This window comes from Streptacidiphilus jiangxiensis (assembly GCF_900109465.1).
In the GTDB taxonomy this organism is placed as follows: Bacteria; Actinomycetota; Actinomycetes; order Streptomycetales; family Streptomycetaceae; genus Streptacidiphilus; species Streptacidiphilus jiangxiensis.
In genome coordinates this window covers 221,561-239,757 of sequence record NZ_FOAZ01000012.1, presented here as the reverse complement: position 1 = coordinate 239,757, position 18,197 = coordinate 221,561, and the positions used below count along the sequence as shown (strand labels likewise).

Annotated in this window: 15 protein-coding genes; 9 read left to right on the top strand and 6 right to left on the bottom strand. The window is 70.1% G+C overall.

The genetic code is table 11. The features are described 5' to 3' along the window. Positions 1 to 125: 125 nt before the first annotated feature. Entirely contained in the window at positions 126 to 1,535 is a 1,410-nt protein-coding gene (locus BMY61_RS23520) for a cysteine desulfurase/sulfurtransferase TusA family protein (protein ID WP_042458714.1), read from the bottom strand. A 394-nt stretch (positions 1,536 to 1,929) separates the two neighbouring features. Between BMY61_RS23520 and ctaC the strand changes: the two genes are divergently transcribed. From ctaC to BMY61_RS46410, 7 genes are all read left to right on the top strand, one after another. After that, entirely contained in the window at positions 1,930 to 2,802 is an 873-nt protein-coding gene (gene ctaC / locus BMY61_RS23515) for an aa3-type cytochrome oxidase subunit II (RefSeq protein ID WP_042458710.1), read from the top strand. After that, entirely contained in the window at positions 2,799 to 4,538 is a 1,740-nt protein-coding gene (ctaD, locus tag BMY61_RS23510; RefSeq protein ID WP_042458705.1) for an aa3-type cytochrome oxidase subunit I, read from the top strand. Before ctaC ends, ctaD begins: the two co-directional genes overlap by 4 nt. After that, a complete protein-coding gene (locus tag BMY61_RS23505) occupies positions 4,535 to 4,933 on the top strand; it encodes a cytochrome c oxidase subunit 4 (RefSeq protein ID WP_042458702.1) in 399 nt (132 codons plus the stop codon). Before ctaD ends, BMY61_RS23505 begins: the two co-directional genes overlap by 4 nt. 157 nt (positions 4,934 to 5,090) lie before the next feature. Beyond that, entirely contained in the window at positions 5,091 to 6,371 is a 1,281-nt protein-coding gene (locus BMY61_RS23500) for a L,D-transpeptidase (protein WP_052439453.1), read from the top strand. A gap of 70 nt (positions 6,372 to 6,441) precedes the next feature. Continuing rightward, positions 6,442 to 8,367 (top strand): MFS transporter, encoded by a 1,926-nt coding sequence (locus tag BMY61_RS23495; protein WP_052439452.1) that lies wholly within the window; start codon positions 6,442 to 6,444, stop codon positions 8,365 to 8,367. 81 nt (positions 8,368 to 8,448) lie between these two features. Then, positions 8,449 to 9,978: an NCS1 family nucleobase:cation symporter-1 gene (locus tag BMY61_RS23490; protein ID WP_042458699.1), complete on the top strand. Its 1,530-nt coding sequence runs from the start codon at positions 8,449 to 8,451 to the stop codon at positions 9,976 to 9,978. A 75-nt stretch (positions 9,979 to 10,053) separates the two neighbouring features. Next, entirely contained in the window at positions 10,054 to 11,424 is a 1,371-nt protein-coding gene (locus BMY61_RS46410; protein WP_052439451.1) for an alpha/beta hydrolase family protein, read from the top strand. A gap of 74 nt (positions 11,425 to 11,498) precedes the next feature. On the opposite strand, the gene qcrB is transcribed toward BMY61_RS46410, so the two are convergent. From qcrB to ctaE, 4 genes are all read right to left on the bottom strand, one after another. Further along, positions 11,499 to 13,169, bottom strand: coding sequence for a cytochrome bc1 complex cytochrome b subunit (gene qcrB, locus BMY61_RS23480; protein WP_082015602.1), 1,671 nt, complete (start codon positions 13,167 to 13,169; stop codon positions 11,499 to 11,501). Then, positions 13,166 to 14,233, bottom strand: coding sequence for a cytochrome bc1 complex Rieske iron-sulfur subunit (gene qcrA, locus BMY61_RS23475; RefSeq protein WP_042458696.1), 1,068 nt, complete (start codon positions 14,231 to 14,233; stop codon positions 13,166 to 13,168). The genes qcrB and qcrA overlap by 4 nt, the downstream gene beginning before the upstream one ends. Continuing rightward, complete coding sequence (qcrC, locus tag BMY61_RS23470; protein ID WP_042458693.1) at positions 14,230 to 15,033, bottom strand: cytochrome bc1 complex diheme cytochrome c subunit; 804 nt, start codon at positions 15,031 to 15,033, stop codon at positions 14,230 to 14,232. Before qcrC ends, qcrA begins: the two co-directional genes overlap by 4 nt. A 70-nt stretch (positions 15,034 to 15,103) precedes the next feature. Then, positions 15,104 to 15,724 (bottom strand): aa3-type cytochrome oxidase subunit III, encoded by a 621-nt coding sequence (gene ctaE / locus BMY61_RS23465; RefSeq protein ID WP_042458690.1) that lies wholly within the window; start codon positions 15,722 to 15,724, stop codon positions 15,104 to 15,106. Positions 15,725 to 16,005: 281 nt separating this feature from the next. Here ctaE and BMY61_RS23460 point away from each other — a divergent pair, with 281 nt between their 5' ends. Further along, entirely contained in the window at positions 16,006 to 16,416 is a 411-nt protein-coding gene (locus BMY61_RS23460) for a response regulator transcription factor (RefSeq protein ID WP_042458687.1), read from the top strand. A 99-nt stretch (positions 16,417 to 16,515) separates the two neighbouring features. Next, on the top strand, positions 16,516 to 17,589 hold the full coding sequence (gene trpD / locus BMY61_RS23455; protein WP_042458684.1) for an anthranilate phosphoribosyltransferase: 1,074 nt from the start codon (positions 16,516 to 16,518) through the stop codon (positions 17,587 to 17,589). A gap of 37 nt (positions 17,590 to 17,626) precedes the next feature. Here trpD and BMY61_RS23450 read toward each other — a convergent pair whose 3' ends face one another. Then, positions 17,627 to 18,088: a hypothetical protein gene (locus tag BMY61_RS23450; protein WP_042458681.1), complete on the bottom strand. Its 462-nt coding sequence runs from the start codon at positions 18,086 to 18,088 to the stop codon at positions 17,627 to 17,629. Positions 18,089 to 18,197 lie beyond the last annotated feature (109 nt).

Here is an 18,197-nt window from a genome sequence, read left to right as displayed (position 1 = left end):
GCGAGGCTCTGCCCATATGCGGCTCCGCCGCGCGGGCGCGACCAGCCACTGATGAGCGGATGGTCCGCAACGCGCAGGGCCGTCCGCACGCCGGTGGTTTCCCGCGCAGTTCCTCGCGCCCCTTGCTATGCCTCCCGCCGTACCAGATAGGCGGTTCCGTGCGCTCCCGCGAGGTACTCACTCGCCGGAGCCGTTCCCTCGTAGGACTGATGCTGCAGGTGGCACCAGGCGGGGATGTCGACCGCCGCCACCTCGTCGTCGCTGAGCACGGCGACCAGGCCGCCCACGGGGACGCCCTCGAAGGCCTTCGCGAGCTCGATGACCGGGACGGGGCACAGCGTGCCGAGGACGTCCACGACGATGGCACCCTGAGCGGTGTGGCTGGCAGCCGTCGGGTTCAGGGATGCCCGGACCTCGGCGACGGCCGCGGGCAGGACCCGGAGGAACTCCTCGACCTGCTCCCGCGTGGCCTCGCGCCCGAGCGACACGCGCACGTTCCCCTCCGTCAGCGCCCCCATCGCGGCCAGCACGTGGCTCGGCGTCAGGGTGCTGGAGGTGCAGGAGGAGCCGGAGGAGACCGCGAAGCCGGCCCGGTCCAGGGCGCCCAGCAGCGACTCGCCGTCCACGTACAGGCAGGAGAACGTCAGCAGGTGCGGCAGCCGCCGGCTCGGGTCGTCGATCGCCGGGTCGCCCAGCACCGAGACGTCCGGGACCAGCGCGGGGACGCGTTCGTGCAGGAGGCGGACCAGGGGCCGCAGTCGTGCGGACGCCGCCGCGGCCTCCTGGCGGGCGGCGCGCAGCGCGACCGCCGCGGCGACGATCGCGGGGACGTTGACGTAGCCGGGGACGCGGCCGCCCTCCCGCTCGTCCGCGGGAAGCGGGCTGCGGTAGCGGACGCCCTTGCGGACCGCGAGGACGCCGACGCCGGCGGGACCGCCCCACTTGTGCGCGGAGGCGGCCAGCGCCGACCAGGGGCCCTCGACGGGGCCCCAGGAGACGGACTGGGCGGCGTCCACGAAGAGCGGCACGTTCGCCTCCGCCGCCAGCTCCGCCGCCCGGACGACCGGCTGCACGGTGCCGACCTCGTGGTTGGCCGACTGGAGGCAGGCCACGGCCGTGCCGGGGGAGTGGAGGGCGTCCTCGAACGCGTCCAGTGCGACGCGGCCGCCGGCGTCGACGGGGACGACCGTCACGGAGCCGCCGTCGGCCTCGAATCGCTCGGCCGCGTGGAGCACCGAGGAGTGTTCGACGGCGGAATGGACGAGATGATGCCCTTTCCGGTGATTTCCGGCGAGCAGTCCGAGCACCGCCAGATGGTTCGCCTGCGTTCCTGACGCGGTGAAGGCGAGCTCGTCCGCACGGACGCCGAGGTCGCCGGCGAGGCTCTCGCGGGCCGAGTCCAGCAGCAGGCGGGCCTGGCGCGCGTCACGGTAGAGCCGCGCCGGGTCCGCCCAGCCCTCGTCGAGCGCGGCGAGCAGGGCCTGCCTGGCCAGCGGGTGCAGCGGTGCGGTGGACGCGACGTCGAAATTCGGCACGGCCCCACGGTAACCAGACCGGAGATGGCAGCATGTCAGCTGCGGGGCCGGCCGGCCGGTGGCGCCGTCGGTCGCCCGTCCGGCCCCCTGATCGTATTACGTCCTCATGCGGCGTCAGGAGGCGCCCCCCGGGGTCGTCGTCCGGCGTGTCGCAGGTGCCCGGGCGGGCTCGCGTGCACCCCTTCTGACCTGCGAAATCGCCCGAACGAGCGCAGTGCGGGGTGATGATCGGCGCGTTAGTGGGACCTGCCCGCGAACCGTCGATCGGGCTGGAGTAGGGTTTGGGCCGCATAAACATCCAAACCCTGCCCGTGACCATGCCACTGGAAATCCCGGAGAGCTCTCCGGCTCTTCGGTCGGCTGGTGAGCGGGCGAGACTTCGGGAAGGCGCTAAGTGAGTCCCAACGGCTCCGACCGCTCGCCGCGGCGCTCGATGCGGCGGAAGCTGCTTTCAGCGCTGACGCTGGGCCTCGTCCTTGCCACCGCCACAGGTTGCTCGTCCGACGACCTGCCGCGCCTCGGCCTGCCCACCCCTCGGGACGTGGAGGGCCGCACGGTCCTCTTCCTGTGGCAGGGCTCCTGGATCGCCGCGCTGGCGGTCGGGGCGCTGGTCTGGGGGCTGATCCTGTGGGCTGTCGTCTTCTACCGGCGCAGCCGCACCAAGGTCGAGGTGCCTCCGCAGTTCCGGTACAACATGCCGCTCGAGGCACTGTTCACCGTGGTCCCGCTGATCATGGTGTCGGTCTTCTTCTTCTACACGGCGCGTGACGAGAACTACCTGCTCAAGACCAACAACGCGACCAACCACGTCAACGTGGTCGGTTTCCAGTGGAGCTGGGCGTTCAACTACGGCTTCCAGGTCGACCCGCACAACCAGACCGCGGACAACCCCAACGGCCCCGGCGCCTACGACGTCGGCACGCCGGGCCAGCCGCCCACGCTGTGGCTGCCCGAGGGTGTGACCACGGAGTTCGACCTGACCTCGCGTGACGTGATCCACGGCTTCTGGCCGGTGGACTTCCTCATGAAGATGGACGTCATCCCGGGCGTGGTGAACCACTTCGAGGTCACCCCGACCGAGCTGGGCACGTTCCGCGGGAAGTGCACCGAGCTCTGCGGCGTCGACCACTCGCAGATGCTCTTCAACGTCAAGGTGGTCTCTCCGGCGGATTACCAGGCCCACCTGGCGGCTCTTCGCGCCATGGGTCAGGGCGGCAACGTTCCGTCCGGCATCGTTACCACGGGAGCGGGGAACCTCCAGAAATGACCATCCTCAATGAACCCCATGGGCTCAGCGGGGGTACCGCCGCGGCCCGGCCGGCCAAGGAGACGAAGGCCGGTACGTCGATCATCAAGTGGATGACGACGACCGACCACAAGACCATCGGTACCCTGTACCTGGTCACGTCGTTCGCCTTCTTCCTGGTCGGCGGCATCCTGGCGCTGACCATGCGTGCCCAGCTGGCGCAGCCCAACGCGGGCGTCCTGACGAACGAGCAGTTCAACCAGGCGTTCACGATGCACGGCACGATCATGCTGCTGATGTTCGCGACGCCGCTCTTCGCCGGCTTCACGAACTGGATCATGCCGCTCCAGATCGGCGCCCCCGACGTGGCCTTCCCGCGTCTGAACATGTTCGCCTACTGGCTGTACCTGTTCGGCTCGCTGATCGCCGTCGGCGGCTTCCTCACCCCCCAGGGTGCGGCCGACTTCGGCTGGTTCGCCTACGCGCCGCTGTCCGACGCGATCCACAGCCCCGGTGTCGGCGGCGACATGTGGATCATGGGTCTGGCCCTCTCGGGCTTCGGCACCATCCTCGGCTCGGTGAACTTCATCACCACCATCCTGTGCATGCGTGCCCCGGGCATGACCATGTTCCGGATGCCGATCTTCGTGTGGAACGTCCTGCTGACGGCCGTCCTGGTCCTGCTCGCGTTCCCGGTCCTCGCCGCCGCGCTTCTCGCGCTGGAGGCCGACCGCAAGTTCGGTGCGCACGTCTTCGACCCGGCCAACGGTGGCGCCATCCTGTGGCAGCACCTGTTCTGGTTCTTCGGTCACCCCGAGGTGTACATCATCGCGCTGCCGTTCTTCGGGATCATCTCCGAGGTCGTGCCGGTCTTCTCGCGCAAGCCGATGTTCGGTTACTCCTCGCTGATCGCGGCGACCATCGCGATCGCCGGTCTGTCCGTGACGGTGTGGGCCCACCACATGTACGTCACCGGCGCGGTCCTGCTGCCGTTCTTCTCCTTCATGACGTTCCTGATCGCCGTTCCGACCGGCGTCAAGTTCTTCAACTGGATCGGCACCATGTGGCGGGGCTCGCTCAGCTTCGAGACCCCGATGCTGTGGACCGTCGGCTTCCTGGTCACCTTCGTCTTCGGTGGTCTGACGGGCGTTCTGCTCGCCTCCCCGCCGATCGACTTCCACGTCTCGGACTCGTACTTCGTCGTCGCCCACTTCCACTACGTGGTCTTCGGCACCGTCGTCTTCGCGATGTTCGCGGGCTTCCACTTCTGGTGGCCCAAGATGACCGGCAAGATGCTGGACGAGCGCCTGGGCAAGATCTGCTTCTGGCTGCTGTTCGTCGGCTTCCACACCACCTTCCTGGTCCAGCACTGGCTGGGTGCGGAGGGCATGCCGCGCCGCTACGCGACGTACCTGCCCACCGACGGCTTCACCACGCTGAACCTGATCTCGACCATCGGCTCCTTCATCCTGGGCGCGTCGATCCTGCCGTTCCTCTACAACGTCTGGAAGACCGCCAAGTACGGCAAGAAGGTCGAGGTCGACGACCCGTGGGGCTACGGCCGCTCGCTGGAGTGGGCGACCTCCTGCCCGCCGCCGCGGCACAACTTCCTCACGCTGCCGCGCATCCGTAGCGAATCCCCGGCGTTCGACCTGCACCACCCGGAGATCGCGGCGCGCGACTACCTGGAGAACCACGGCGAGGTGCCGGCCCACCTGCAGGCCGCACTGGAGAAGAAGGAGGCGGGTGACCGATGAGGGAGCAAGGCAAGATCTTCGCCGGCTTCGCGGTCTTCGTCCTGGGCATGGCGATCTGGTACGGCATCTGGTCGAAGGACCCGACGGGCACCACCTGCCTGTTCCTGGCCTTCGCCCTGGGCTCGTTCATCGCCTTCTACCTGCTGTTCACCGCCAAGCGCGTGGACACGGGCGCGGGCGACAACCCGCAGGCCGAGGTCTCGGACGACGCGGGCGTGCAGGGCTTCTTCAGCCCGCACAGCTGGCAGCCGCTGGCCCTGGGCCTCGGCGGCACGCTCGCCTTCCTGGGTGTCATCTTCGGCTGGTGGCTGATGATGTTCGCCATGCCGGTGATCCTCATGGGGCTCTTCGGTTGGACGTTCGAGTACTACCGCGGCGAGAACCAGACCCAGTGATCTGAGTCGGACCGCACGAGGGGCCGAGTACCCGCCTACGGGCGTGGTACTCGGCCCTTCGGCGTGCCCGGCTCACTCGGGTGGGTGACGTAGCGCGTGCCGAATGTGCAGCTTTCCTACGATGTGACGGAGCGTCGGTTCTTCGGAGAGGCTGCACATGAAGTCGGCAAGGATTCTGGTCGCGGGCGCGGTCCTGAGCGCCGCTCCGCTGACGGCCTGCAGCGGCGGTGGCGACGTCGGGCCCGAGCAGCAGGTCGACGCGAGCGCGCTGGTGCAGGTCACCCCGGCGGGCAGCACGAACGTCGACCCGGCGCTGCCGGTCGTGATCACCGCCCAGCACGGCGGGCACCTGACCGACGTCACCGTCGTCGCCGACGGCGGACGCCAGGTGGCCGGGAAGCTGGCCGCCGACGGCGCCTCCTGGCGCTCCACCGGCCCGCTGGCGGCCGGCACGCACTACACCGTCAAGGTGCAGGCGGCCGACGGGGACGGGACGGGCCGTGGCGGGGTCCAGAAGGGCTTCACGACCCTCACCGCGGCTGCGACCCTCACCGCGACGCTGACGCCCGGCGACAAGGCCGTGTACGGCGTCGGTGAGCCGATCACGGTGGCGCTCAGCCACCCCGTGCACGACCAGGCCGCCCGGCAGGTCGTCGAGCGCGGGCTGTCCGTCCGCTCCACGCCGTCCGTCACCGGCTCGTGGTACTGGGTGGACGACTCGACCCTGCACTTCCGGCCCAAGGACTACTGGCCGACCCACGCCACGGTCCAGGCCTCCTTCGACCTCGGCGGCGCCAAGGTGCAGGACGGCCTCTACGGCGGCGCCCCCGCCGCGGTCGGGTTCAGGACGGGCGACAAGATGTTCGCCCTCACCGACGCGGGCAGCGACTACATGTCGGTCTACCGCAACGGCGAGAAGATCCGCTCGATCCCGATCACCACCGGCAAGCCCGGCTTCTCCACCCGCAACGGCATCAAGGTCGTCCTGGAGCAGCAGCAGGAGGTGTTCATGAACTCCTCCACCGTCGGCATCGCCGCCGACAGCCCCAACGCCTACCACCTCGACGTCTACTGGGACACCCGGGTCACCTGGAGCGGCGAGTACGTGCACGCCGCCCCGTGGTCGGAGGGTTCGCAGGGCGTGTCCAACGTCAGCCACGGCTGCACCGGCATGAGCACCGGCAACGCGGAGTGGTTCTACGACAACTTCCGGCGCGGCGACATCGTCCAGGTCGTCAACAGCCTGGGCCACCAGATGGAGCCGTTCGGCAACGGCTTCGGCGACTGGAACCTGGCCTGGTCCGACTGGATCAAGGGCAGCGCGCTCGGCAGGACGGTCACCACGCAGCCGGCCACGACGGACCCCGCGAACGCGCCCGCCGCCGGCGCCGCCGCGAGCGTCGCGTCCTCGGTCGGGTACCTGCGTCCCAGGGCCTGAGAAAATCTCTGCGCCCGCGCACAACTCCCGGTAAGAATAGGCACTTTGGCCTGATCTTGGGGGAGGGCGCGTGGAGCGCAGAAAATTCGTCCTGCCGATCGTGCTGGTCGGCACGTTCATGGCGATCCTGGACGTGGCGATCGTCAACGTGGCGATCCCGTCCATAAGCTCCGGCCTGAACGCCGGTTTCGGCGCGGTGGAGCTGGTGGTGTCCGCGTACACCATCGCCTACGCCTCGCTGCTGGTGACCGGAGGGCGGCTCGGGGACATCCTCGGGCGCAAGCGGATGTTCGTCGCGGGGCTGCTGGTGTTCACCGCCGCCTCGGCCCTGTGCGGGGCGGCCCCGGACACCACCGTGCTGGTGGTCGCGCGCGTGCTGCAGGGCGTCGGCGGGGCGATGCTCTACCCGCAGGTGCTGGCCATCATCCAGACCAGCTACCAGGGCGAGGCGCGCGGCCGGGCACTCGGCGCCTTCGGCGCGGTGATCGGGATCGCGGCCATCGCGGGGCAGCTGATCGGCGGTGCGCTGCTGGCGCTGGACCTGTTCGGCTGGACCTGGCGGCCGGTGTTCCTGGTCAACGTCCCGGTCGGGATCGTGGCGGCGGTGGCCGCCCTGGTCTGGCTGCCGGACGACCGCGACGAGTCGCGGACCCGGCTGGACCTCGGCGGAGCGGGCCTGGTGACGACCCTGCTTCTGCTGCTCTCGGTGCCGCTGCTGCTCGGCCGGGACCTGGGCTGGCCGCTCTGGCTGGTGCTGATGCTCGTCGCGGCGCTCCCGGTGGGCTGGGGCTTCCTGCGCTGGGAGAAGGCGGTGGCGGCCCGGGGCGGGCAGCCGCTGGTGCGGCTGGACCTGTTCCGCAACCGGGGCTTCGCGAGCGGCGTGCCGATCGCGGTGCTGTTCCAGCTGTCCTACGCGGGCTTCCTGTTCACCCTCGCCGTCTACCTGCAGACGGGGCTGGACTTCTCGCCGCTGAGGTCGGCGCTGGTCTACACCCCGAGCGCGGTGGGCTTCTTCTGCACCTCGCTGCTGGCGCCCCGACTGGTGCCGGTGCTCGGTCGGCACGTGCTGGCGATCGGCTACGTGCTGGCCGCCTTCGGGCTGCTGGGCACGGCCGCGACGGCCGCCGCGGCCGGCACCACGCTGTCGGTGTGGGCGCTGGCGCCGACCATGCTGCTGACCGGTGTCGGGCAGGGCCTGGGCATGAGCCCGCTGGTCGGCACGATCCTGTCCAGCGTGCCGCCGAAGGACGCGGGCGGCGCCTCCGGGGTGGTCACCACCTCGATGCAGACGGGCAACGTGCTCGGCGTCGCCCTGTTCGGGCTGAGCTACTTCACCCTCGTCGGCCGGGCGGCCCACGGCGCCGCCTACTCCACCGCGTTCGGCGAGCTGATGCCGCTCAGCGCGGTGCTGCTGCTGGCGGCGGCCGTTCTGGTGTACCGGATGCCGCAGGCGCCGGGGCAGCCCGCGAACGCGCTCATCGAGCGGCTGCCGGGCTGGGCGGGCGGCTTCGCCTGGTCGATGTTCCTGGCCACCGGCGGCCGGGTGGGGGACCAGCTCTTCAACGAGCTGCTGGCCAAGGTGCGCGGCCAGCGTCTGGACCGGGCCGGGCAGGCGCCGGAGCCGTTCGGGGAGTTCCTCGCGTTCCACTACCGCCACCAGGAGGAGGCCGACGCGACGTGGCTGGCCTACCTGCAGCGTGAGGCCCTCGCCTACGGAGACCGGCCGATCCCGCACGAGGAGGACCGCACGCCCGTCATCCAGGCCCAGATCGCCGAGATCGCCCGCCGTCAGGCGGCCGGTCGGCTCGACCCGGAGCTGGACCCGGCCCTCTTCCGACTGATGTGCTTCGGCCTGGCCAGCTACCCGACGCTGCTGCCACAGGTCACCCGGATGGCGACGGGGCTCTCCCCGCACGACCCGGAGTTCGTGGCGCGCTGGGAGGAGTTCCTGGGCCGGGTCGGCGCCCACCTGGAGACCGTGCACGAACCTCGCTGACGCTGTCTATGCGCGGAGACAAGGGCTCTGCTCTACTGACGGTTTCCGGCCTCTCCGCGCAGCGAAGCGAGGTGGCGTGCGATGTCCCTTCAGCAGACCTACCCGGACGGCCGGGTCGCCCTGGCCGAGGGGGTCGTCCTGGACGACCCCCGGTTCACCAACGGCGACCTGGCCCCCGTCCCCGTCGAGCGGCGCACCTGGCGGACCTACAACTACCTGGCCCTGTGGGTCGGCATGGCCCACTGCATCCCCTCCTGGACGCTGGCCTCCGGGCTGGTGGCGCTCGGCATGGACTGGAAACAGGCCGTGCTGACGATCGCGCTGGCCAACGTGATCGTGCTGGTGCCGATGCTGCTGACCGGGCATGCGGGCACCAAGTACGGCATTCCGTTCCCGGTCTTCGCGCGGGCCTCGTTCGGGGTGCGCGGCGCCAACCTGCCGGCGCTGATCCGCGCGGCGGTGGCCTGCTGCTGGTTCGGCATCCAGACCTGGATCGGCGGCGAGGGCATCTACCTGCTGGTCGGCAAGGTGCTGGGACAGGGCCCGGGCCACGGCTGGCTGACGGCGGGCGAGGTGCTGGGCGCGCCGTGGACGCAGTGGCTCTCGTTCCTGCTGTTCTGGCTGATCGAGATCGCCGTGATCACCCGCGGCATGGAGACCCTGCGCAAGGTGGAGAACTGGGCGGCGCCGCTGGTGATCCTCGGCGCGCTGGTGCTGCTCGGCTTCATGGTCGACAAGGCGGGCGGCCTCGGTCCGCTGCTGGACCAGCCGTCGAAGCTGGGCTGGGGCGCCGACTTCTGGAAGGTCTTCTTCCCCGCCCTGATGGGCATGATCGGTTTCTGGTCGACTCTGTCGCTGAACATCCCGGACTTCACCCGGTTCGGCGGCAGCCAGAAGGCGCAGCTGTGGGGACAGACCCTGGGCCTGCCGACCACGATGACGCTCTTCGCGGTCCTGTCGGTGCTGGTCACCTCCGGCTCGCAGGCCGTCTACGGGGCGCCGATCTGGGACCCGATCGCGCTGGCGGCCAGGATGAGCGACGTCGCGGGCGCGCTGTTCGCGCTGCTGGTCGTCATGGTGGCGACCCTGTCGGTGAACATCGCCGCCAATGTCGTCTCGCCCGCCTACGACCTGTCCAACCTGGTGCCGAAGTACGTGAACTTCCGCACCGGCGCGCTGATCACGGGTGTGGTCGGGATCGCCGTCATGCCGTGGAAGCTGATCGCCAACCCGCACGTCTACATCTTCACCTGGTTGGGCGTGGTGGGTGGCCTGCTGGGCACCGTGGCCGGCATCCTCATCGCCGACTACTGGCTGCTGCGCCGCACCCGGCTGCACCTGGCCGACCTCTACCGGGCCGGTGGCCGCTACTGGTACACCGGCGGCTGGAACCTGCGTGCGGTCGCCGCGCTGCTGGTGGGCGGGGTGCTGGCGATCGGCGGCTCGTACTCGACAGTGAGCGGCGGCGTGAAACAGGGCCCCTTCCCGGCCGACGGGGTGATCCCCTTCCTCAAGCCGCTGGCCGACTACGGCTGGGCCGTGGGCTTCGCCTCCTCGCTGCTGCTGTACGCGCTGCTCAACCTGGGCGGCCGGGCGAGCCACCGGGAGTGACGGGGGCTGTCCCCACCCCCGGCTCGGGGGAGCGCTCGATGGTTCGCGGGCCGCCGGTTCGCGAGGCTCTACGCCATGAGACGACACCTCCTGCGAACCGTCCGACTCGCGATTCTGCTCTGCGTCCTGACCCTGCTTCAGCCGATCGCTGCGGCCCGCGCCGCCGACGGAGCGGGGACGGTGGCCACCCCCGTGGTCTTCACCGGCGAGGGCGGGGTGCGACTGCACGGGACGGTGGTGGCCCCGGCCGGGGCCACCACCGCGCCGAGGGCCGGGGTCGTGATGCTGCCGGGCGCGGGCCCCGGCGGTCAGGCGGCGCTGCTGCCCGCCGCGCGGGCGTACGCGCGGCGCGGGGTCGTCGCCCTCGTGTACGACAAGCGCACCGTCGGGTACTCGATGACGCACCGGGACTACGGGCAGCTCGCCGCCGACGCCCTCGCGGGCGTCGCGCTGCTGCGGGCCCGGACGGACGTCGCCCCGCACGAGGTGGGCCTGTGGGGGCTCTCGGAGGGCGCCTGGCCCGCGTCGATCGCCGCCGGGAGCGGCTCGGGCGGCTCGGGCGAGGTCGCCTTCCTGATCACCGCCGGGGCCGTCGGCCTCACCCCGGCCCGCCAGCAGGCCTGGGCCTACGGCGAGTTCCTCGGCCACCACCACGTCTCCGGCTCGCTGACCGACGCGCTGGCGACCACCGGGAGCCGGCAGCTGGTCGGCGCCGGGCTCTTCCCCGAGGCGGACTACGACCCGGTGCCGGCCTGGCGGCGGGTCCACGTGCCGGTGCTGGCGGAGTGGGGCGCGCTGGACCGCGAGGCGGCGCCGCAGGAGAGCGCCCGGATCATCGGCGCGGCCCTCGACGCGGGCGGCAACACCCACCACGTGCTCCGCTTCGTTCCGGACGTGCGGCACAACCTGAACCTGACGGACGACGACGGCTTCGACCGGATCGACGCGCTGCCCGCCGACTACGCGGCCTACGAGGCGGCGTGGATCGGCGCGGTGACTCGTGGCGCGGCGCCCGCCTCCGCCGTGGTCGGCACCCCGGACCGCCAGGACCGCACGAGCGCCCCGCTCACGCCACTCGCCTGGTACGAGACCGGGTGGGTCCAGTCGGCCGTCCTGACGCTCCTCGTGGCCGGGTTCGGGGGCACCCTGCTGCGCGGCGGGCGACGGCTGGGCCGGGCGGCCTTCCGGACCGCCGCGGCGGGCCTGGCGGCCTTGCTCGGGGCACTGGGCTACCTGCTCTTCTGCGTCGTCACGGCCGCGAACGCGATCGGCCCGGTGGTGCTGGGGCGGCCGCTGCCGTGGCTGGCGCTGCAGCTGCTGGCGCTGGGCTGCGTCGCGGGCGCGGTGCAGGTGGCGTTCGCCCGCCGCCGGGACGCGCTGCCGCTGCTCGCCGCGGCGGCCGTCTTCGTCCCCTGGGCGCTGTACTGGGGTCTGCTGCTGCCCTGAGAACGCACGAGGCCCCCTCCCGAAGGAGGGGGCCTCTACCGCTGTGGCGGCGGCGTTACTGCAGTTCGGCTACCTCAGTGGTGGCCGTGGCCGGAGGTGATCTCGGCGTGCTCCTCGGCGGTCGGCTTCGCGATCTGGCTCTGCGGGCCGAAGTAGCCGGCCGAGAGCTTCGCGCGGAGCTTGGTGATGCTGCCGATCTTGCGCTTGACGCCGTTCTCGTCCACCGCCGCCGGCAGCTCGGCCGGGGCGCTCTGCTCGTGGGCGGTGAGGCGGAACAGCTCCTCCTGCGGCAGCTGCGCGTGGACCTCGATGAACTCGCCGTGCGGCAGACGCTTGATCGTGCCGGTCTCGCGACCGTGCAGGATCTTGTCCTTGTCGCGGCGCTGCAGGCCCATGCACCAACGCTTGGTCACCATGAAGGCGATGACCGGGCCGACGAAGAACAGCACCCGGCAGGCCCAGGTGATCGCGTCGATCGACAGGTGCAGGTGCGTGGCGAACAGGTCGTTGCCACCACCGACCAGCAGGATGATGTACTCCGCGATCCACGCGACGCCGAGGCCGGTGCGGACCGGGGCGTTGCGCGGGCGGTCCAGGATGTGGTGCTCGCGCTTGTCACCGGTGATCCAGCCCTCGAGGAAGGGGTAGATCGCGATGACGACGAACATCAGACCGAAGATCACCAGCGGGATGAAGACACCCAGCTCCAGGGTGTGACCCCAGGCGCGGATCTCCCAGCCCGGCATGATGCGGATCAGGCCCTCGGAGAAGCCCATGTACCAGTCCGGCTGGGCGTCGGTGGACACCTGGTCGGGGCGGTACGGACCGTACTCCCAGATCGGGTTGACCGAGGCGATCGCCGAGACGAACGCGATGACACCGAACACCAGGAAGAAGAAGCCACCGGCCTTGGCCATGTAGACCGGCATCAGCGGCATGCCGACGACGTTCTTCTCGGTGCGGCCGGGGCCCGCGAACTGGGTGTGCTTGTGGTAGAAGACCAGGATCAGGTGGGCCACCAGCAGGCCCAGCATGATGCCCGGGATCAGCAGCACGTGGATCGTGAAGAAGCGCGGGATGATGTCGTTGCCCGGGAACTGACCCCCGTACAGGAACATCTGCAGGTAGGTACCGACCAGCGGCACCGACAGGATCGCGCCCTCCATGAAGCGGATACCCGTACCGGAGAGCAGGTCGTCCGGGAGCGAGTAGCCCATGAAGCCGTCGAACATGCCCAGGAAGAGCAGCAGGAAGCCGAACAGCCAGTTGATCTCACGCGGCTTGCGGAACGCGCCGGTGAAGAAGACGCGCATCATGTGCACCAGCATGGCCGCGACGAAGACGATCGCCGCCCAGTGGTGGATCTGACGGATCAGCAGACCGCCGCGCACGTCGAAGCTGATGTCCAGCGCCGACTTGTACGCCTCGGACATCTTGATGCCCTGCAGCGGGGTGTAGGTGCCGTGGTAGACGACCTCGCCCATGCTGGGGTTGAAGAACAGCGTCAGGTAGACGCCGGTCAGGATGATGATGATGAAGCTGTAGAGGCAGATCTCGCCCAGCATGAAGGACCAGTGGTCCGGAAAGATCTTCCGGAGGTTGGCCTTGGCCAGGTTGTAGACGCCCAGACGACCGTCGACCCAGTCGGCCGACTTTTCGCCCAGGTGCTTCTGCTCGACACCGGCCTCGCTGTGGCCGATCTCCTCGTGCGCGCCGGAGGTGGCGTCGCTGATGTGAGTGCTCATTCGCTGCGCTCCCAGAAGCCGGGGCCGACGGGAACGGTGAAGCCGTTGAGGGCCTCCAGGTTGCCGGTGTTGTCGACACCGATCTGCAGCTGCGGCAGAGCGTGCCCGGCCGGACCGAAGATGACGCGAGCGCCGTCGGACAGGTCGAAGGTCGACTGGTGGCACGGGCAGAGGACGTGGTGCGTCTGCTGCTCGTACAGGGAGATCGGGCAACCGACGTGGGTGCAGATCTTGGAGAAGGCGAGCACGCCGTGGTAGCCCCAGTCGGCGGACTTCTTGTCCTTGATGTCACCCGGCTGAAGACGGACCAGCATGAGCGCGTCCTTGGCGATGCGCTCCTGGAAGTCCTCGTCGTCCTCGGAGAGGTCGGCCGGCATCGCGAAGGTCAGCGAACCGACCTGCACGTCGGAGGCCTGGATCGGCTCACCGGTGTTCATGTTCTTCAGGAGCATGCCGGCCTTCCAGCCGGTCGTGTCCAGCTTCTTCTCCGGCAGCGGACCGAGGTCGCGGAAGAGCACGACCGCGGAGAGCGGGACCATCGCCATGGCGCCGATCATCGTGTTGCGGATCAGCTTGCGACGGCCGAAGCCCGACTCCTTGGAACCCTGGCGGAAGTCGGCGAAGACCTGCTCGCGGACCTCGGGGGTCGCCTCGATCGGGTGACGCTCGGCGATGTGCTCCTCGTCCGACATCAGCGTGCGGGCCCAGTGGACCGCACCCGCGCCGATCGCGAACAGCGAGATGCCCAGCGTGACGCCGAGCGCGAAGTTCAGCGGGGAGACGTTGCCGATCGGCCAGATGAAGACGTGGTGCGTCGGGCCCGGCTTGAAGATGACATAGCTGGCGATGAAGCCGACGGTGGCCAGCATCGACAGCAGGAACCACATCGCGACCTGGCGCTCCGCACGGCGGGCGGCCTTCTCGTCGATGTCGGTACGGCGGTGCTCGTGGGGCGGCAGGCCCGGGTCGGCGAAGTATCCGTCCTTGCTGACGACGGGTCCGCCCCCGTGACCGTGCGCGGCCTCCGGCAGGTGTTCTTCAGACATGTTGTCCTGGCTCGTCATGACTTCTTGGCCTTGGGGGTGCGGGCGGCGATCCAGATGGCAACGCCGATCAGGGCGCCCAGCGCGAAGATCCACCCGAAGAGACCCTCGGAGACCGGGCCGATGGAGCCCAGGGTCATCCCGCCGTAGCTCGGGTTGCTGTCGCTGTTCGTCGTGTGGTTGACGTACGCGATGATGTCCTTCTTGGCCTGCTCCGGCATGGTGGAGTTGGGGAAGGACGGCATGTTCTGCGGGCCGGTGATCATGGCCTCGTAGATGTGCTTGGCGCTGACACCGGCGAGGCTCGGTGCGAACTTGCCCTCGCTCAGTGCGCCACCGGCGCCCGCGAAGTTGTGGCACTGCGCGCAGTTGGTGCGGAACAGCTCGCCACCGCGAGCGACGTCACCACCGGTGAGCTGGCTCGCGACCGGCTGGGCCGGACCGGCACCGAGGCTGGCGACGTACGCGGCCAGCTGGTCGATCTGCCCCTGGTCGTAAATGACCTTCTTCTTCGGGACCTGGGCGCCCGGCTGCTGCGCCGGCATACGGCCGGTGCCGACCTGGAAGTCGACGGCGGCACCGCCGACGCCGATCAGGGACGGGCCGTCCTTGGTGCCCTCGGCGTTCAGACCGTGGCAGCTGGCACAGCCGACCTGGTAGAGCCGCTTGCCCTCCTCCACCTGGAGGGACTGGCTGGCGTCGGCCGAGGCGCTGTTGGTCGGCGCGAGGGCCGCGTACAGCGAGCCGACGGCCGCCAGGGCAAAGATAAGGACGACGAGCGCTGCCAGCGGGTGGCGCCGTCGTGCGGAGAGCTTTTTCACGGAATAAACCCCGGTGTGAGGATCTGGAGCGTCTGGAGTCCGGTAGACCGTCCCTGACGGTCCGACCCTGCTACTTGATCAGATAGATGGTCGCGAAGAGGCCGATCCAGACCACGTCGACGAAGTGCCAGTAGTAGGACACGACGATCGCCGCGGTCGCCTGCTCGTGGGTGAACCGCTTGGCCGCGTAGGTACGGCCGAGGACCAGCAGGAACGCGATCAGACCACCCGTCACGTGCATCCCGTGGAAGCCGGTGGTGAGGTAGAACACCGAGCCGTAGGGCGAGGACGACAGCGACAGGCCGTCGTGCTTCACCAGCTCGGTGTACTCGTAGATCTGACCGCCGATGAACATCGCGCCCATGATGAAGGTCACGACGAACCAGGCCCGGAGCTTCTTCACGTCGCCGCGCTCGGCGGCGAAGACACCCATCTGGCAGGTGAACGAGGAGAGCACCAGGATCGTGGTGTTCACGGAGGAGAAGGGAACGTTCAGCGCGTCGTTCTGCGAGTGCCAGAAGGCGGTACCCGTCACGGAACGAAGCGTGAAGTACATCGCGAAGAGGGCCGCGAAGAACATCAGCTCGGAACTCAGCCAGACGATGGTTCCGACGCTGGTCAGGTTCGGCCGGTTGACCGAACCGTGCGCGTGCCCGGTTTCTACTGCAGTTGCTGTCGCCACGACCGACATTATGTCGGTCCCTTATTCCGCACTAACGCCGGGGGGTCTTCCTCGGTGTGTCTGGGGTATGACGTACCCTCCGACGCGCCGTCCGGGCAGGTCGGAGCGGGCGTGCGACACCGCCGGGCGACAGGGTGTCGCTCGAAGTGGTGAAGGGTGCGGGGCCGACCGGACCTTCCTACCAGAGATCGTCGTTCACCCGGTGTTGTGGCGCGCGGGACGCGAGTAGCATCCGAACCGAGCACCGCGCAGTGGTTCCGGTCACAGTCCCAGCGGGGAGAGTACGAGCGATGGCACTGAACATCCTTGTCTACAGCGACGACCGCAACACCAGGGAGCAGGTGCGCCTGGCTCTCGGCAAGCGGCCGGACGCGGAGCTGCCGGAGCTGGTCTACCACGAGTGCGCGACGGCCCCGGCGGTCGTCCGGGCGATGGACGAGTACCAGAAGGGCACCCGCAAGGTCGACCTGCTGGTGCTCGACGGCGAGGCGGTGCCGCTCGGCGGCATGGGGTTGACCCGTCAGCTGAAGGAGGAGGTCTACCAGTGCCCGCCGGTGCTGGTGCTGATCGGCCGCCCCCAGGACTCCTGGCTCGCCACCTGGAGCCACGCGGACGCGGCGGTCCCCGCCCCCGTCGACCCGGTCGCGCTGGCCGGCGCGGCGACCGCGCTGCTGCGCGGACGCGCGGGCCTGGCCGCCTGAGAATCCGCCTGCGTGAGATGAGTGGTCTCACGAGGTGTGCGTCTCGATAGGCTGGGGCCGTCCTAGCTGATCCACCCCGGCCTTCGAGAGGCGACAGTCATGGTGCACATCAATCCTGCGTTCGGCGGCGACGACCCCGCGCGGGTGCGCACCTGGCCCGACCTCCTGATGCCGCTGCTGGCCGGTGAGGACCTCAGCGCGGCGGACACCGCCTGGGCGATGGACCAGATCTTCTCCGGCGAGGCGTCCCCGGCCCAGGTGGCCGGCTTCATGGTCGCCATGCGCGCCAAGGGCGAGACGGTCGAGGAGATCACCGGCCTGGTCGAGGCGATGTACGCGCACGCCACGGTGATCGAGGTGCCGGGTCCGGCGGTCGACATCGTCGGGACGGGTGGCGACCGCGCCAAGACCGTCAACATCTCCACCATGTCCGCGATCGTCGCGGCGGGTGCGGGCGCGCGGGTGGCCAAGCACGGCAACCGGGCCGCGTCGAGCGCGAGCGGCGCGACGGACGTGCTGGAGAAGCTGGGCGTCAACCTGGCACTGACCCCGCGTCGGGTCGCCGAGGTCGGCGCGGAGGTCGGCATCACCTACTGCCCGGCCCCCGTCTTCCACCCCTCCATGCGGCACGCCGCACCGGCGCGCGGGGACCTGCGCATCCCCACCTTCTTCAACCTGCTCGGCCCGCTGACCAACCCCGCCCGGGTGGGCGCCAACGCCGTCGGCTGCTTCGACGCCCGGATGGCGGGTCTGATCGCGGGCGTGCTGGCGCGGCGCGGCAACTCCGCGCTGGTCTTCCGCGGCGACGACGGCCTGGACGAGCTGACCGTCACCACCACGTCGACGGTCTGGCGGGTGCGCGGCGGGGAGGTCGAGCAGCTGACCTTCGACCCGCGCGAGGTCGGCATCGCCTTCGCGCCGGTGGAGGCGCTGCGCGGCGCGGACGCCGCGTACAACGCGGAGGTCGCCCGGCGCGTCCTGGCGGGTGAGCGCGGTGCGGTGCGCGACGCGGTGGTGCTGAACAGCGCATCGGCGCTGGTCGCGCTGGAGCAGACGGACGCGCCCTTCGCGGACCAGATGCGCGCCGCGATGGAGCGCACGGCGGAGTCGATCGACTCGGGCGCGGCGGAGCGCAAGCTCGCCGAGTGGGCGAAGGCGACCGTCCAGGCCTGAACCCCGTGCAGGCCCGGACGGTCGTCGGCGGGAGCGGTCAGCAGGCCGGGGGGCAGCCCACGGTGATGGAGAGGCGGCCGCTCTCGCCGCCGTCGTAGTAGGTGGGGCTGGTGAACCAGGCGTGCGAGACGTAGGTGCCGTAGCCGGGGGAGACCCAGCTGGTGGTGACCGAGCCGCCGTTGGCGGCGTCCGACACGTAGGCACAGGTGGCGGTGCCCGGCACGACCGCGCCGGTCGAGGCGTTGATGATGTCGACGCAGAGGTTGACCGAGGTGTGGTTGGAGCCGCTGATGTCGGCGAGGCCGTAGATGCTCTTGCCGCCGTTGCCGTAGATGCACGGCAGCACGTACTCGCCGTCGTTGGGGACGGAGCCCGAGCGGCAGATGTTCGCCGAGGTCGCCGCGCTGGCGGGGGCGGCGACGGCGAGGCCGCCGGCGGTCGCCAGCGCCGCGAGTGCGGTGCCGGCCATGGCACCGGAGAGGAGACGGGGCAGCTGCATGGCGTGTTCCCTTCGTTGGGTGGAGCGGATGCCGCAACGCTAGGAAGCGCCGTCCTCAGCGCGTCCTCGTGCCGTCCTTGTCGGGTACTGGACAGCGATCGTCCGTGCG

Bases quoted from the DNA above. Each gene is read 5' to 3' on its own strand.
- ctaD (WP_042458705.1), top strand. From the start codon at position 2,799: ATGACCATCCTCAATGAACCCCATGGGCTCAGCGGGGGTACCGCCGCG.
- BMY61_RS23505 (WP_042458702.1), top strand. From the start codon at position 4,535: ATGAGGGAGCAAGGCAAGATCTTCGCCGGCTTCGCGGTCTTCGTCCTG.
- BMY61_RS23500 (WP_052439453.1), top strand. From the start codon at position 5,091: ATGAAGTCGGCAAGGATTCTGGTCGCGGGCGCGGTCCTGAGCGCCGCT.
- BMY61_RS23490 (WP_042458699.1), top strand. From the start codon at position 8,449: ATGTCCCTTCAGCAGACCTACCCGGACGGCCGGGTCGCCCTGGCCGAG.
- BMY61_RS46410 (WP_052439451.1), top strand. From the start codon at position 10,054: ATGAGACGACACCTCCTGCGAACCGTCCGACTCGCGATTCTGCTCTGC.
- qcrB (WP_082015602.1), bottom strand. From the start codon at position 13,169: ATGAGCACTCACATCAGCGACGCCACCTCCGGCGCGCACGAGGAGATC.
- qcrA (WP_042458696.1), bottom strand. From the start codon at position 14,233: ATGACGAGCCAGGACAACATGTCTGAAGAACACCTGCCGGAGGCCGCG.
- ctaE (WP_042458690.1), bottom strand. From the start codon at position 15,724: ATGTCGGTCGTGGCGACAGCAACTGCAGTAGAAACCGGGCACGCGCAC.
- BMY61_RS23460 (WP_042458687.1), top strand. From the start codon at position 16,006: ATGGCACTGAACATCCTTGTCTACAGCGACGACCGCAACACCAGGGAG.
- trpD (WP_042458684.1), top strand. From the start codon at position 16,516: ATGGTGCACATCAATCCTGCGTTCGGCGGCGACGACCCCGCGCGGGTG.
- BMY61_RS23450 (WP_042458681.1), bottom strand. From the start codon at position 18,088: ATGCAGCTGCCCCGTCTCCTCTCCGGTGCCATGGCCGGCACCGCACTC.